Raw genomic sequence first — 16,966 nt, forward strand, 5'->3', positions numbered from 1 at the left:
TTCCTTCTTCCGCCTCGGTTTCTTCCAGTTCTTCGGTCTCCGTTTCTGTTTCGCTTTCCGTTTCTGTCTCAGCTTCTGATTCCGTTTCTGTTTCCGTCTCTGTCTCAGTCCGGGTTTCCGTCTCGCTCTCTGTTTCCGCAGTGGTTTCTTCTTCCGCTGTTTCCACGTTATCTATTGCCGCTGCTTTCACAGTAACTGTAACGTCCTTATCCGGTATAAATTTATAAATCCCTTCTGATGGTACGAGTTCACTATCCCCCGCCTTTACTGTGGAACCGCTTCCTTCACTCATCTCTAATCTGAAAGCAAGTTCTTTTCCCTTTTCTACGTCGAAGGAATCTTTAACTTCTGTTTCACCTACTAAAATCTTAACGTCCCCGTCTTTCTGAAAACTTACTTTCCATACAGATGACTGGGTTTCCTCTGATAATGTGCCCTCCGCCTCTTTTGTCTCTTCACCAGGATCGTTTTCTGTCGTGGAAGTTTCTTCTTCCGTACCGATATCCGAATACTCTTCCGAAAAAGTTTCCTCCACACTTTCTGTTGAGGTTTCCTGCATTCTCTCCGATACTTCCGATTTCTCCTCATTCCCGGAATTATCTGATAGCACAGGTGTTTCCTCCCCCGTATTATCGTTCTCAGACGCAGCAGTGGATTCCGGTTCGCTTTCCTGCTCTGATGCCGTATTCGCTTCTGCAGCAATAACAGTCAGACCGTCATTCCCCACTGTTGTGGCAATCAGAACGAAAGCCAACAGGAACGCCCATAATCTTTGTAATGCCTTTACTCTTTTCATTCCTCTTTCTCCTCTTTTTAAACAGCTCTTATCTAAAACCCCTAATTTTCCGTATTATCTTTCCGTTCTTCATCTCCCAGCGCGCTGTCGATAAGCTTTAACAGCTCCAGAGCACTTCGGAAATGTTTTGTGACTCCCTTCTCCGTCCAGGATATGGAGCCTTGCCATGTGGCATTCTGTCTGCTGTTTACCCGGACAATAAAGGAAGCTTTGCGTCCAACCTGATTTTTTATATCTTGTTCTTCCCGCACTGCTTCTGCCTCCTTGCCAGTTCCTGTCTGTGTTTTCTTTGGTTTCAGCGTTCTGTCCCGGGTTGATGCTTGAGGAAAGTTGAGCCTATCATAAAGCGTTTCCATTTCAGTCAGCAGATAAAGCTGGTTGCTGAATGTTACAGGCGCCTCAGAATAGCAATGATACATCCGTCCTTCTATCAGCTCTTCTTTTATCTCGTCTACGCAGACGCATATGACATTTTTTGGCGTTGGTCCTGCTCTTAATGATGTCTGCTGCATAAAGCACCTCCCTCTTACTGTTACTTTGAGTATAAAGGTCAGGGTGTAACATCAAGTGTTACATTTTGGAAATTAATGTTACTTTTTTTATTTTTTTATTTAAAAACTGCATAATAATAAAACGCCCGGTTTGTTCTGAGCGTTTTAATGAGTGGTTATTCTGTTTATTTTTCAATCAGCCTATAGAGAATTGGTCTGGGCAAAGGATCTTTCGGGGCATTTTATATTATATGAAGTATAATATCGTTCTCTAGGCATACTATATGAGATATACTATTTTTAGCCACAGATATAAGCTCGGAAGAAATGTTGAAAAATATTGGTTAAAAATAAAAAGAAATTCTTAAAGAGAAAAGAGAACTCCAGCCGGTCTTGCTTTGCCGGCTGGAGTTCTCTTCATTCTCTTATTTTCTAAGAATTAGTACGCTGTGATTCAAGGATGAGGGATTTATTCCTCTTCTTTTTTACGTCTTTTGGCAGTAACTCCCAATGTCAGGATTGCTCCCATTATCAGGAATGACCATCCGGCTATCGGTGCGGTATCTCCTGTTCCAGGGCCTTTGGCTTCGCCCAGGACGCCTACTTCAGGTGCCAGTGCTTCACCAAGGACGCCTACCTCGGGCTGTACGGGTGCTAATGCTTCACCAAGTACGGCGGTTGTTGCAGTAGGAGTTGTCGTCGTCGGAGTTCCGGGGGTCGGGTCGGGAGTCGGATCGGTAGGGGTTGGGGTATTAGCGGCAAAGTGTGCGGTGTAAGTGGCTGCCACATGCAAACCATTTACTTTGACAGGCACATATGCTGCATCCGTGCTCACTACTTCACCAGCTTCATTTGTCCAGTTAACGAAATGATAGCCATTCGCTGCTGCTGCTGTAGAACCCTGTGCATCTCCATTTACTGCAAATAATGTTTCGTTTTCTCTGCTGACGCTTCCGTTTGCATCGGCCTGGTAATTAATTGTAATTTGATCTTCGGTATAAATCACCCTAAGTACATCACCGTTCCCTACGGTATTAGGAACGTCTGCGGAAGGCACCAGAGACATTAACATATTCAATATCCCCTGATTTGCTTTTTTGTGTTCTACTCTGTTATAGCTGTATCCGGGATATTCTTTTTGCTCAATGTCTTCAACATCCAAGGTATCCGGATCATTTACCCATACCTCTTTGGTTACCTCATAAGCATCTCTTGCATCCGTTTCTCCATCTATCCAGTATTCCACTCTGTAAGAAAGTGTTTTTTCTATAGTTCTGTCTTCTTCAAAATGTGCTGTATAGGTATCTGCTACGTTAAGGCCACCTACCTTTTCAGGTATGAAATGAAGCTCTTCACTTACTATATCGCTCTTACTGTTGGTCCAGTTTTTAAGCTTATAACCATAGTCAGGTGCTGCAGTAGAACCTTCTGCTTTACCGGTTGCAGGAGCCAAATTTTCTTTTCCAAGACTCACCTTACCGTTTGCTTCCGCAAGATAGGTGATCAAAATCTCTTCATCCTCTTTGAAGTTTGCAAAGTAAGTTGCTGCTACATTCAGACCATTTACTTTGGCAGGTACAAATGACGCTTCCGTACTGATTATATTTCCCTTTGTATCTGTCCAGCTTTCAAAGGTATAGCCGGCAGCGGCTGTTGCCACGGAGCCTTTTGCAGTTCCTGTAGCAGGGGCAAGTGTTTCCCTTTCCTCGCTTACACTTCCTCCGGTATTCGCCACATAGTTGATTGTTACATCGGCATTCTCTTTAAAGTTTGCATAATAGGTTGCTGCCACATTGAGTCCATCTACCTTGGCTGGTATAAACAATACATCTGTGCTGACTACATTTTTGTCCTTATCTGTCCAGTTTTCGAAGGTATAGCCAGCGGCGGCTGTCGCCGCGGAGCCTTTTGCGGTTCCTGTAGCAGGGGCAAGTGTTTCCCTTTTCTCGCTTACACTTCCTCCGGTATTCGCTATATAATTGATTGTTACAGCAGCATTCTCTTTAAAGTTCGCATAGTAAGTTGCTGCTACATTCAGACCGTTTACCTTCGCAGGTACAAATGACGCTTCCGTACTGATTATATTTCCCTTTGCATCTGTCCAACTTTCAAAGGTATAGCCGGCGGCGGCTGTTGCCACGGAGCCTTCTGCGGTTCCTGTAGCAGGAGCAAGCGTTTCACTTCCTCTGCTTACACTGCCGCCAATATTGGGAATATAATTTATTTCAATTTTACCGTTTTCTTCAAAATGGGCCGTATAGGTATCTGCCACATTTAAGCCGTTTACTTTTTGAGGTACAAATTCAGCTTCTGAACTGACTACCGTTCCTTGGCTGTTCGTCCAGTTCGCAAAATGATAACCATTCGCCGCTTCTGCTGTTGATCCTTCCGCCTCACCTTTCACAGCCTTCAGGGTTTCATTTTCACGGGTAACACTTCCGTTTGCTTCAGCCGCATAATTAATAGTAACAACATTTTCTGTGTAAATCACCTTCAGTAAATCGCCGTTTTCAACCGTCTTCGGAAGATCCTCTGAGGGTATCAGGGACAGTAACCATGTAAGGATACCTTTGCCGGCTTTCTCATGATCCACCCTGTTATAGCTGTATCCGGGATATTCTTTCTTTTCTATGTCTTCTACATCCAGAGTATCCGGATCATTTACCCATACTTTTTTCGTTACATCATAAGAATCTCTTGCGGCGCTTTCTCCCTCAAGCCAATATTCTACCGTGTAGGAGATCTCTTTACCTAAAGAAGTATCTTTTTCAAAATGAGCGGTATAAGTTTCTGCAACATTCAGTCCATTTACTTTCTCCGGTATAAAATGAAGCGCATCACTTACAATAGTACCTTCACTGTCGGTCCACTTCGTAAGCTTATAGCCATAATCAGGTGTGGCTGTGGATCCTTCCGCAACTCCGGTAGCAGGAGCAAGACTTTCCTCTTTGGGAGTAACCTTACCATTACCTTCAGCTACATAATTTATGGTGATCTTTTGTTTTTCTTTAAAGACAGCATAATAAGTTGCTGCTACGTTAACACCGTTAACTTTTTCAGGGACAAATGTAAAAGCAGTTCCTACAATATCACCTTTCTCATTTACCCATTTGTCGAACTCATAACCTGCCGCAGGTATTGCCCTGGAACCAGCAGCTTCTTCCGTTACAGGTGCTAAAGTCTCACTCGCAGGTTCTACTTTTCCTCCGACACGTGCAACATAATTAATTGTTACCTTCTCATTTTCTGCGAAATGCGCCGTGTAGGTTGCCGCCACATTTACACCATTCACCTTTTGAGGGATAAATTTCAGTTCCGTTCCTACTGTATTTCCCTGTTCATCCGTCCATTTTTCAAAATGATATCCGGTATTCGCGGTTGCTATAGAACCGGCAGCATTCTGTGAAACAGGTGCTAATGTTTCAGAACCAGGAGTTACACTTCCTCCTGCCGTTGCATTGTAATGGATGGTAATGGCAGCATTTTCTTCAAATACCGCATAATAGGTTGCTGCAGCATTAACACCATTCACCTTTTCAGGGACAAACTTCGGATTCGTTCCGACTTCATTTCCTTTTGCGTCTGTCCATCTTACAAAATGATATCCTGCGTCTGGTGTTGCAACAGAACCAACTGCCGTATCTTTAACAGGCGCTAATGTTTCATGATCAGGGGTTACACTTCCTCCTGTTTTTGCTTTATATTCGATAGTTACATCATCATTTTCCACATAATAAACTTCTATTAACTTATTATTAGAGGTTATTGTGGTAGGAAGAGCCGGTACTATTTTTTCTTCGTGATATCCATTCGGGCATTTATTTACCACCGAACTGATTTCTGTTCCGACAGTAACCCCGGAACTCTCGTTCCATTCCGTCTGGTGTACACCATCTACATAATAGTAAACCTGATAGGTTACTTTCTGCTGCTGATACTCAAAAACAATTTCATTTTTACTGGAGTCAAGATATATTTCCCTGTAAATACTGGGATTCTGACCTTCTGCCAACAAATACCCACCTATTTCAGGAGCGGAAACCCAAACAGCCGCTTTTTGAGTGGTGTATTCAGCAGGCCCGTAAATAACCTCCTTCGTATCCTTGTCGATACCGGTAACCGTATATTTACGTTCAACTGCATTTGTATAATAGAAAGTTATTTCATTTCCGCTTTGTGCAAGAACTAATGACTGACTTGCTTCTACCGGAACATATCCTTTCTCCTCCAAATCAACGGCCCATTCCGTTACCGTCTTACCGATTCTTAGATTCGATACTGTTTTAGATTCATACAGTTCCTTTTCAGTACCCTGTTCTAAATATTTTACGGTATAGGAAGTATAGTTTTTAGGGGACCAGTGCGCATACAATGTAAAACCATTTTTTACCGGCGTGCCGAAATCGTATTTTGTGCCGCTTTCAGCCTGCGTATACCATCCAAGGAAATTATACCCTTCTCTTACCGGCAGTTCAGGTTCTCCTACTGTATTTTTATACCCAACATTTACAGTAGTCTTATTTCCGCCTTCATAATTCTCATCGAAGATAACGGGATATGTTTTTATCTTCCACCCTGCATACACTGTCATATTGTTTGCAGGCATGGTATCACTTCCCCATTGTACGCTGCTCTTCGCACCCGGATCATAATACCATCCGGTAAATTCATAACCTTCCCGGGCAGGAGAACCTTTAGGTGCTGTAATCGTGGCTTCGTATTTGTAAGTACTGGAACCGGGAGCGTTGTTTCCCCCGTTTGCAGAAAACTCTATCGTATAGGAGTTCCTTGTATAATATAAATAATTATTTGTTTTAAGGCTTCCTCCTATATTGCGGGGAACATTTCTATTATCATTTTCATTAAAAGTAAATCCGGTAATCGGATATCTGTCGCCTTTCGTCAACTCCCAACTGTTGGTATTAGACGTAAAGGAATCCAAATGATGCTCTATATAAGTGTTCCCTGAAACCGGCTCAACCATATAGTACATATTATATTTATATCTTCCTGTAGAGCTTTTTTCAAAGCTCATATTACTTGCCGGCATCACCTGCATACCTGCATAAGATTTCCCGTCTCCGCCGGAGAAATTTTCCCAGATACATTCACGGGGCCACTTATCATTAATCCAGGCGCCGTAGCGATCGGTAATCGTATGGATCGGATTACGATCTCTTTTATTTTCAAAAAATTTCAAGGTAAATGATTTTCTATTATAATATACATTAACAATAGCAGAACCATCTACATCAATCGTAATTCCCGTGTCCATCCTGGAATAAGTAAATCCAGCTTTTTCCAGATTAATTTTAGATAATTCAGCCGAACTGATATCCGGAATATCCGATGATTTTATTTCCGTCCCAACTTTTCCATTCTTGGACTGGCTGTATAGGAAATCATAATCATTTCCTTCGGCTTTCTGGATCCAGTACATAATCTTATAATTGGCTGTAGCGTTTTTATCTACACTCCAGGAAGCTGTAAGAAGCATATTATCTGTTAAGGAAATGCTTGTTACCTTATTTCCGGAATTATTCAGCCATCCTTCAAAGATATATCCATCTCTCGCAGGTGTTTGATCTTTTCCCAATGTAACCTGTGATTCAAAAGGAGCTTCTATTGCGGTTACATAACTACCACCTGCGGAATCGAAACGAATCGTATAATTTAACCGGGTGTACTCAATTACTATAACGGTATTTCTGCCGATTGTTGTATTATCAACAACACCCGCTTCGAATCCTTTAACTGTTCTCGCCTGCGCTTCGGTTTCTGAACCATACATTCCCTGTTTTGTTTCATTCTCAGTTACATAGCTGCCATCCAGCTGCTGAAACTTATGTTGTACAGTATAGGATGTTTCCGTAGGATTATACTCTACGGTTATAGTCAGATCCTTATTAGGCATGGTACCCTGTACGATTTCCTGATTTGCCTGAAAGCCGCTTATTACCGGGGAGGTTCTCTTGTATACGCTGCCTTCCCTTACATCCACAGAATAAGAATCGGCGGCTGTACGTCCGGCCATAGCCCCTGCATTTTCACTATATACATAATTTATCGTAAGTGTATGTATTGGTTTAACAGAGGAAGGATCCAAAACTACTATCTCCTTATGCGCCTGAATCCCATCTATCGTCACTGTTATATCAACTATACCCTCCGACACACCGGTCACAATACCGTTATCATCTATTGTAGCTACACTTTCATCTCCGCTGTGCCAGGTAATTTCTTTTACTTCAGCATTTTCCGGCTCATACACTGCATTTAAAGTGATTTGTTTCCCAATATTAACAGTATTTGTACCTTCTATCTTTACTGTTTCAACCGCAACAGGTGCATTCTCTACTGTTAAATCTACGAAATCTGTAAATCCGCCTTCCAATGTTGTTACAGTGATTGTTGTATTGCCTGCTGATAACGCAGTTACTTTACCATCGTTATTAACCGTTGCTACAGATTCATTAGAAGAACTCCATGTAACCGATTTATCCACTGCATCAGACGGCACTACTTCCCATGCATAATTGAGAGTTTTACCTACAATAAGCTTACTATCCTTATTAGTGATGGTAACACCAGTAACCGACACAGGAGGTTCCACTATTTGGATATTTATGGTACTTTCGGCCTCGCTTGTATTTTCCCACCACATTACCGAATATTTATAATTAACAGTCAGATGTACTTTAACACTCCCAGCTTTCATAGCCTTGAATTTCCCATTCTGGCTGTCTATGGAAGCGAACTCACTTCCGCTGGTGATTTCCCATGAAACAGACGTTATATCTTCCTCATCAATACCTGTTTTACTGAATGAAAGTGTAATATCCATACCAGGATACACATCCCCATCAACAGAATTAATTGACACCGTTCCATTTTTCTGAGACGCATATAATGCCGTATTGCCGGCTGCCGTTTCTGTAGATACATCTACAGTTACATCGCCGTCTATTTCGCTTACTGTGTATACACCATCTGTTTCCGCGAGGACATTATCCCCCACTTTCACTTCTTTAACGCGATATCCTTTTGTTCCATCCGCTTCAACAGAAAACTGTAAGTCGTTTCCTTCTTCCACTTCCGTACTGGAAACAGTTTCACCATTTACCTTTACAACAGCTTCTCCTGAAATATTGAAATTGACTTTATAAGTCACTTTTTCATTTTCTGTATCTTCGACAGCAGTCGTTTCAACGTCTGTGGTCTCCGCTTCATCCTCTGTGGTATCAGCAGACGAATCTATCGCAGATTCCAAGGAAGCGTTTGTACTATCCGTTTCGGCTTCCGAATTATCTGTAGTTGCAAGCGTTGTTTCATCTCCACCTTCGGAAGGTACTTCTGCGGGATCCGTCACTGCAGGTGTTTGGGCTCCCTCCTCTACCTCCGCCTTTTCCTCACTTTTTGAAGAATCAGTTGAAGGGGCGGGCGCATCTTCCTCCACATTCTCCTTATTGGCTTCCGATGTGGATTCCGGTTCGCTTTCCTGCTCCGCTACCGTATTCGTTTCCGCCGCTGTTACAGTCATACTGTCATGCCCCACCGTTGTGGCAACCAGAACGAAAACCAACAGGAACGCCCAAAATCTTTGTAATGATTTTGCTTTTTTCATTCCTCTTTCTCCTCTCTTTTTAAACAACTCTTATCTAAAACCCCTAATTTTCCGTATCGTCTTTCCGTTCTTCATCTCCCAGCGCACTGTCGATAAGCTTTAACAGCTCCAGAGCACTTCGGAAATGTTTTGTGACTCCCTTCTCCGTCCAGGATATGGAGCCTTGCCATGTGGCATTCTGTCTGCTGTTTACCCGGACAATAAAGGAAGCTTTGCGTCCAACCTGATTTTTTATATCTTGTTCTTCCCGCACTGCTTCTGCCTCCTTGTCAGTTCCTGTCTGTGTTTTCTTTTGTTTCAGCGTTCTGTCCCGGGTTGATGCCTGAGGAAAGTTGAGCCTATCATAAAGCATTTCCATTTCAGTCAGCAGATAAAGCTGGTTGCTGAATGTTACAGGCGCCTCAGAATAGCAATGATACATCCGTCCTTCTATCAGCTCTTCTTTTATCTCGTCTACGCAGACGCATATGACATTTTTTGGCGTTGGTCCTGCTCTTAATGATGTCTGCTGCATAAAGCACCTCCCTCTTACTGTTACTTTGAGTATAAAGAACAGGGTGTAACATCAAGCGTTACATTTTTTGAATAAATGTTACTTTTTTAAAATTTTATTGGAAAAGGCCATTATTAAAAACGTCCGGATCGTCCCGAACGTTTATCATTGCAAATCCGGCTATTATTTATTACTTTTCAGAAAATGAATGCGGCACTTCTTTTTTATGCTGCCGCCTGCTATAATCAAATTAATCTGAACAAAAAGGAGCGATAAAATGAATCTATACAATGTGGTTTCCAAAGCATATGATTTATTGGAGATTATATTTTTCTCTGAAAAGGGCAAAAATCCTGTAAATATCATTCTGGAGATGGTTCCAGACAGAAAAATCCGAGTTTTAGATATGTGCTGCGGAACATTATCGAATACTATTACTATTGCAAAAGAGAAGCCTGCTGTTAAAGTTATGGGGCTGGATTTGTCTGAACAAATGCTTCGTGTGGCAAAGAGGAAAGTAAACAGGCAGGGAATGAAGAATGTGTATCTGAAATGTGCAGATGCTGCAAAGACCGGACTGCCGGATAAGAGCTTTGATTATATTATAATCGGATTAGTTTTGCACGAAAGCTGTCCCGAATTCATAAAAGGGATAATGGCTGAATCGAACCGGCTGTTGAAAGACGAGGGAAACATAGTTATTTTGGAATGGGAGCGCCAAAAAAAGTTCTGCAAATTCATAAAGTTTGCACCCTTGTATCTGTTGGAAAGCTTACATTGCAGAACCTTTAAGAAATTTTATCTTGCGGATAAAAAAATGTATTTTGAAAATTATGGTTTTGATGTTGCGCGGGAAGAGCATTGCAATTATACAATTGTCCTTAAACTGAAAAAGAGAAAAGGCCGCATCGATAACGGGAACGAAACGTCGTCGGGCGTATGAAGCGTAAAAACGTCCGGATCACTCCGAACGTTTTTTTAGCCGCTTTTTTATCTGTTATATACTCATCCCCACAAGGAACTGGTCTGGGCAAAGGATATGTCTTCACCCGGAAGGTTGTCTTCTGCGGCAGGCTGTACCTTATATTCGATAGCCGCACGGGCCTTAAGGCCAAAACTGAGAAAACATCCGTCTATCCTGTGCTGAATGATAGCACAGTCCTCCAGGCGGAGACCAAGCAGCAGTATCAGATACTGGTTCATCCCGTAACGGGTGTAAAAATCACCTTTTCTAAGGGAAGAACCTACTGCCAGTTTCAGCTTTTCCATGTATTTTTCCAGTTTTACTTCGTCCGTAAGCGGCTGTCCTTCCCTGTCCACCATGGTACAGAGCATCAGGTAAGCAGACTGTCCATTGCGTTCCAGCATACGGCACACAATATGGTAGCAGTCCGTAAAACCGGGATAGGTACAGAAGTAGGCGCCTGATTTGATTTTTTCTTCCTGTAGCCCTTCTTTAATATCGGTCATAACCACCGCATGATACTGGACTTTATCGCTCATGGCATGGAATCTTTCCATCATTTCTTCCGATGGGGTCAGTCCCAGTTCTTCAAAATAGAATGTGGTGGCTTTTTCGTAAACATCCATGGCTTCCTTAAATCGGCCTAACGTCATAAGGCAGTCGATTTGAAGAAGGTAGAATTCTTCATAAGGATATAAACGGCAGGCTTTGGTACTCAGCTCCAGAAGTTCTTCATATCTGTTCTGCTTTGATAGAATCGTTTCCGCTTCTTTCAAACAGGCAAAATATTTTTTCTGGTAATCTGCACAGGCAACAGCCACCCATTCCTCTCCGCCCAATTCGGGAAGAAAATCTCCTTTATATACCTGGCATGCCTTAAGAAGATAGGAAAGCCTGGTTTCCTCCGCTTTTTCTTTTTGAGCCAATTCAATGGATTCCGTAAAAACTTCAATGTCCAGTTCCAGGGGGACTTCATCCCGATCCCAGAAGTAATTTCCCAGCTTGATACGAATGCAGTCCGAGTCCCCAAAAGCATCCATTTTTTTGAGGTATTTACGCAGCCGGTGCGCATTCACCCTTAAGGTTACTGCAGGATCCTCCAGCGCATCATTCCCGTAAAGCCTGTCTATCAGCTGTTTTCTGGGAATCCCCGTATTTCCGGCGGCCAGAACGCTAATCAGAAGTTGGATCATTTTTGTCGTATTCGAATATTCCAAAGGGATGGATTTATCGTCTTTGGAAAGGGTAAAGCCGCCCAGCAAATTCACACAAACAATATTTTTATTTTCCATGGCCCCTCATCATTCCTAATTCTATAGCTGCCTCTATGTAGCAGTATCTTTCATAAGTATAAAAATTTTATTCTTTTTTGTCAACGGGAAGCATGATGGGAAAAAGAATAATCTTTCCTCCTTCTGACCGCGACCGTTTGTCATTATACCATGGAATCGCAGAAAAGGTAACTCCTTAAAATCTTATCCCTCAAAATCAGTTACCGTTCTTTTCCATCGGCTGTTTTGTAACTGCTTTGCAGCGTTAGTACTGTTGCGATATTTTATTTTTACTGACTTTTGTGGTCAATAACGGTATAATAGAAGTTGATTACCTATATAAGGAGGGCTTTTATGAAACTGGATACGATACACCATGTAGCTTTGATATGTTCTGATTATCAAATCTCACGGCATTTTTACGTGGATTTGCTTGGTTTCAAAATCATCCGGGAAAACTACCGGGAAAGCCGGGGAGATTATAAGCTGGATCTGAAGCTGGGAGATTGTGAGCTGGAGCTTTTTGCCATTCCGGGAAGCCCTGTACGGCCCAGCTATCCGGAGGCCTGCGGTTTGCGGCATCTCGCTTTCCGTGTTCCCTGTATAGAGGATACGATCCGGGAACTGCAGGCATTGGGAATTGAGTCGGAGCCTGTGAGAATTGATGAATTCACGCAGAAAAAAATGACTTTTTTCAAGGATCCGGACGGTCTTCCTTTAGAACTGCATGAATAAAAAAGGAAAGGCTATTGGACAGCCCCTCCGTGAAATTCACATTCATAAATTTTTACGTTTCCATAATAAATTTCTTCCCGTCCCTGGAACCATTGCATGTCTCCCCGTTGGAAACAATGGTAAATAGAATCTCCCTTCCGGTAAAGCGCAGGCCCCCGGAAGGGATTCTCTATTTCCACATGGGACAATGCTTCTTTTAAAAAGCCGGAGTTAAAGTTATCGGCCAGGGTCCTGCCCGCATAGTTCATTGACCAGATTGGTATCCTTTTTTCCTGCTGCTTTTCCCATACGGCCTCTTCTCCGGTAAAAAACCTGCCTCCCAAATAAGTATCCATATACCAATACCTTGAATCTTCATAGACAAAGTCATGGGCTTCCGGACGGCAGGGCTGCTCTTCTTCCGCACCGTTTCCGGCATAGCTGTTTTTTTTGGCGCAGAGGAGGAATTCTGCAAGCCGCTGTCCGGATATGGCAGCCGCAGATGGTATTCCTGCAGAACCTGAGCAATCATTCCCATATATCAGGGCATCAACCGTTACCCCATAAAGTCCGGCAAGCAAAGTAAGGTTAGTAATATCCGGGTAATTGATCCCGTTTTCCCATTTTGCCACGGCCTGGCGGGATATCTGAAGTCTGTCTGCCAGATCCTCCTGGGAAAAATTGTAGGCCTTGCGGTATTTTTGAAGATTAGATGGCAAGCGTATTTCAATCATAACAGCCTCCTGCAGGTAGTTTTTTCTTATATTATACCCGCTCTTTCTTCCGGGCACCACCAACAGCTGCTTGTCAGACTGTCAACCTGAGGTTCCGTTTTCTTATTCTGCTCCACCTGGAGAGGGGAATCCGTTTTCAGAAAGGGTTATCAGGCTGATGTAATGGCGCGCTTTATCCGCATCTTCCTTTTTTACCAGAACTTCATATTCTTTGGAAAAATCAGAATTCATCCCCAAACTCCCTGTTACTGCCCGGGATGCTCCCAATCCGATCCCACCCGTCCGGTCACGCACCTTAACGGTATACCAGACATTATTGGCGGACAAAATATCTCTTACTTTCGTAAAACTGCGCAGGGAGAACCCGGAAAAAACAGTTTCCTTAAACAATCCCATATATGCTACCCCTCTTCTACGATCAGCAGATTCCAGGGCTGAATCCGCATTATTTCGCCTTTTTCCGTTTTCCGGCCGGAAAACAGTTCCGTACCCTGATGACCACATGCACATTCCTGAAGTCCGCTGGAATAATTCAGATAATAGGTTATGCGGTTTCCCTTACAGTTCCTGCCCTCTCTGATAATAAGCGGAAAGGAGTTTTCCTGTTTCCAGGTCCACCAGCCTTTTTCCTTCCAGACTGCCGTAAGCAGGGCTTTCAGATAGACCGGTGTGGTCATACATCCCATATAAATGCAAACACCTTTGCCGAAGTCTTTTCTGGTAACCGCAGCATAATTTTTCCATGCGTAATGATCATAAGAAGCGATCACCTCGGCATCCACATTTTCCAGCAATTCCATAAACAGCGAAACTTTACGTTCCTCTTGAGAAACCGGAAGCGAATCCCCTGTCAGTCCGGCATTAACGGGAGCGGTAAACTGATTATATGTTATGCCGAAGCATTCTTTCAATAAATGCGGCTGTGCATCCGCCCATACTTTAACGTGTTCATCCGTAAATGCGGTTTTAAAGGTAGCTAATACACAACCCCCCTGCTCCGCATAATCCCGGATCCGCTGCAGGCATTCTTCCGGCGCGCAGTAAAGCGCGGGCACAAACAAGATATCATATCCGGATAATTCTGTTTCCTCTGTGCTGACAAAATCGCACTCCACATTCATTTCATAAAGGGCATCGTAAATCCACCTGACTACATCATTATAATTTACCGCGCTTCCGGCCGGGAAAGGAAACCATTTCAAGGCAGTAAGCGATTCATTGCTCACCATGATCGCCGCCTTGTTCTCTTTTTTCAAATGCAACAGGCTTGGACTGAGTTCCCGGAACTGCCTTCCGATACAGCAGGCCTCCCGGTAAACCGCATTTTCTTCCATATCATGGCTGAGTAGGCCCTTCCAATAAGTCTCGCAGGCATTATGGATAGAATGCCAGTGCCAATACATCACGGAATCCGCACCGCTTGCCAGGTGGCTGAATGCCTGGAGCCGCAGCTGTCCCTCATAGGGTGTCCATTCGGGAAATCCCTGGGCTTCTGTTTCGATAAGAAGATAATTATCTTTTTTAAGAGAGCGGATGAGATCACCGCCGAATGCAATCTCTTTTCCCGTAAGGCTGTCCTGTGTGGGATGGTAAATATCACAGCCGGCTATTGTTACCGCTTCTGCCGCCTTAAAATGGTCCACATCGGGCTGCACGCCATAGGAGTATCCCTTCCATGCAAAATCAAAATTATGGGTAATAAACTGCTCTTCCCGTTTGTATTCGCTGACGATTTCCGCCTGTCTTTTCAGGAAATCCGTAACCAGCTGTCTCTGAAACTTTTCAAATTCACAGCCCAGGCTTCCATTTATCGTACCGGCTACACTGGGAAATTCCTCCCAGGAATTGATGCGGTTGCTCCAGTAAGCAAGGCCGAAATCATGGTTGAAACGTTCCAGATCCCCATCATATTTTTTTCTGATATATCTGACAAACATTTGCTGGACATTTTCACTGCTTGTCCCGAAATGTTTAGTTTCGTTATCCAGCTGAAAGCCTATAACACAACGGTATCCCCTTACCGCTTCCATCAGCCTGCGGATGATACGCTCGGCATAGAAACGGTAAGCCGGATGGGTGATATCCATAATCTGTCTGGCACCATAAGGCCTTCTGCCGCTTCGATCCGTTACCATAATTTCCGGATAGGCCTTTGCCATCCAGGCAGGTATGGCATATGTGGGCGTTCCCACTATTACGTGAATCCCTTCACGCTCACAGGCATCCAGTACCCTTGTCACATGGGAAAAATCAAATACGCCATCCTCCGGTTCTTCGGTACTCCACGTGGATTCCGCAATCCTGATTACATTAATCCCGGCCTTTTTCATCATGCTGATATCTTTGTCCAGTCTCTCATAGGGCATATATTCCTCGTAATATGCCGCTCCGTATAATAATTGATCCATGGATCGTCCTCCTGTTATTTCTGATAAGTCCATCATATAAAGGTTCGGGCGAATCTGCAAGGCGGATTTATGTGGACATGTGTCCACATTGTAAAATGGACTGCGTTATTTCAATGTGCCGAGGGTTGCGTAATCTTGATGACGACAACAATCCGGGGACTATATGTTCAATCTATGAGGTTATATATGCCTCGACACAGTCTACATACATGACGATGCAACTGTCCATACACATTTCAATCCACGAGACTACGCATGCCTCGATTAGGACGAGGCACCGAACCAGCTTCCTTATCCCAATTTCAATTCACGAGGCTACGCAAGCCTCGACAATCATTGATTGCTTTTGGATTCATGCCCAGGAATTTCAATCCACGAGGCTACGCAAGCCTCGACTAAAATACCAGAAACATCAATGTCCGGTACAGGAGATTTCAATCCACGAGGCTACGCAAGCCTCGACGAAGCAGTGGAGTTTATTATACAGGAGGGCACAAATTTCAATCCACGAGGCTACGCAAGCCTCGACGATACAATTCTATTGAATTCTGCAAGAAATAAAGTTATTTCAATCCACGAGGCTACGCAAGCCTCGACAAAAGCAGAAATGTATTATTCCTCTTTATTATAGATTTCAATCCACGAGGCTACGCAAGCCTCGACAGCAAAACCATGCAAAAAAATCACTCAATATACATTTAAAACTATAAACTTTCTACAAACAACTATACTACATCCTATAATAAACTTTAAAAATAATTATGTCCATAAAAATTTTAGTACTTTTTTTGGTGCGAATCCCCCGGTATTTTCATGTGCACTTGATATTCGCACCCAGGATTATTATGTACTATAACATGTACTAATAATATTTTTTATAGTTTATAGAAACCATCCTCATTTCTTTATTCTGTTTTTCTTATACACCATCACTAAATAAAACATATAATCTTTTCCAATGGAACTATTTGGTAATTCGTATTTCGGCAGCCGCATTTACATATCTTTTTTCATCCCACGCATATGAATTTTCTTTATTTTTTTCTACAATCGGCTCTTTTTTATAATACCGCATCGGCGGCTATTCATTTCAACACATCTTATTGTAATAATATCATACCTCAGCAGTTCTATATGAAGCGGCTGTACCGTTGGCTGTACCGTTTTTTTCCTCTGTTCTGAATGAAATAACTCAGTTAGGGCATACACCTCTGTTCCAAAGGTTACAATATCCCTGTTATCTGTAAACAAAATATAAGGGAGGCGGAATAAATTCCTGCTGTCGGTACGTATTTCCGGCCTTCACTGCAAAACCGGACGGATCCCGCTTCTCTTGTAATCCTGTAACGCATAGATTATCCGAATAACGGTAAGATGCGGCACGGCACAGCCTTACTTCTCTATCTCTATCTGAATAGTCCTAATCATTTTCGGAAAAATCCAGAGAAGTTCTGTAAATCCACTTTTCAGA

Annotated in this window: 10 protein-coding genes and 1 CRISPR repeat array; of the genes, 2 read left to right on the top strand and 8 right to left on the bottom strand. The window is 43.0% G+C overall.

Translation table 11 applies throughout. The features are described 5' to 3' along the window. From DXA36_RS33235 to DXA36_RS33770, 4 genes are all read right to left on the bottom strand, one after another. Positions 1-796: hypothetical protein (locus tag DXA36_RS33235; RefSeq protein ID WP_182479337.1), on the bottom strand; the 796-nt coding region annotated here is incomplete at its 3' end. A 41-nt stretch (positions 797-837) separates the two neighbouring features. Further along, the gene (locus DXA36_RS33765; protein ID WP_243114781.1) at positions 838-1,308 is read right to left on the bottom strand and encodes a hypothetical protein; all 471 of its coding nucleotides are present in this window, start codon (positions 1,306-1,308) and stop codon (positions 838-840) included. A 448-nt stretch (positions 1,309-1,756) separates the two neighbouring features. After that, positions 1,757-8,911: an InlB B-repeat-containing protein gene (locus DXA36_RS30620; RefSeq protein ID WP_118683078.1), complete on the bottom strand. Its 7,155-nt coding sequence runs from the start codon at positions 8,909-8,911 to the stop codon at positions 1,757-1,759. 43 nt (positions 8,912-8,954) lie between these two features. Next, a complete protein-coding gene (locus DXA36_RS33770; protein WP_243114782.1) occupies positions 8,955-9,425 on the bottom strand; it encodes a hypothetical protein in 471 nt (156 codons plus the stop codon). 256 nt (positions 9,426-9,681) lie between these two features. Between DXA36_RS33770 and DXA36_RS30630 the strand changes: the two genes are divergently transcribed. Continuing rightward, positions 9,682-10,347: a class I SAM-dependent methyltransferase gene (locus tag DXA36_RS30630; protein WP_118683080.1), complete on the top strand. Its 666-nt coding sequence runs from the start codon at positions 9,682-9,684 to the stop codon at positions 10,345-10,347. 62 nt (positions 10,348-10,409) lie between these two features. Here DXA36_RS30630 and DXA36_RS30635 read toward each other — a convergent pair whose 3' ends face one another. After that, on the bottom strand, positions 10,410-11,660 hold the full coding sequence (locus DXA36_RS30635; protein WP_118683082.1) for an AfsR/SARP family transcriptional regulator: 1,251 nt from the start codon (positions 11,658-11,660) through the stop codon (positions 10,410-10,412). A 333-nt stretch (positions 11,661-11,993) separates the two neighbouring features. On the opposite strand from DXA36_RS30635, the gene gloA2 reads away from it, so the two are divergent. Then, a complete protein-coding gene (gloA2, locus tag DXA36_RS30640; RefSeq protein ID WP_118683084.1) occupies positions 11,994-12,374 on the top strand; it encodes an SMU1112c/YaeR family gloxylase I-like metalloprotein in 381 nt (126 codons plus the stop codon). 11 nt (positions 12,375-12,385) lie between these two features. Here the strand turns inward: gloA2 and DXA36_RS30645 are convergent, their stop codons facing one another. From DXA36_RS30645 to DXA36_RS30655, 3 genes are all read right to left on the bottom strand, one after another. Continuing rightward, the gene (locus DXA36_RS30645; RefSeq protein WP_118683114.1) at positions 12,386-13,087 is read right to left on the bottom strand and encodes a DUF5680 domain-containing protein; all 702 of its coding nucleotides are present in this window, start codon (positions 13,085-13,087) and stop codon (positions 12,386-12,388) included. Positions 13,088-13,189: 102 nt separating this feature from the next. Continuing rightward, positions 13,190-13,483, bottom strand: a complete 294-nt coding sequence (locus tag DXA36_RS30650; protein WP_118683086.1) for a hypothetical protein — start codon at positions 13,481-13,483, stop codon at positions 13,190-13,192. Positions 13,484-13,488: 5 nt separating this feature from the next. After that, positions 13,489-15,495 (bottom strand): beta-galactosidase, encoded by a 2,007-nt coding sequence (locus DXA36_RS30655; protein WP_118683088.1) that lies wholly within the window; start codon positions 15,493-15,495, stop codon positions 13,489-13,491. Between the two features lie 233 nt (positions 15,496-15,728). Beyond that, positions 15,729-16,158: a CRISPR direct-repeat array (repeat unit 32 nt; unit sequence ATTTCAATCCACGAGGCTACGCAAGCCTCGAC). Positions 16,159-16,966 lie beyond the last annotated feature (808 nt).

This window comes from Eisenbergiella sp. OF01-20 (assembly GCF_003478085.1).
Taxonomy (GTDB): Bacteria; Bacillota; Clostridia; order Lachnospirales; family Lachnospiraceae; genus Eisenbergiella.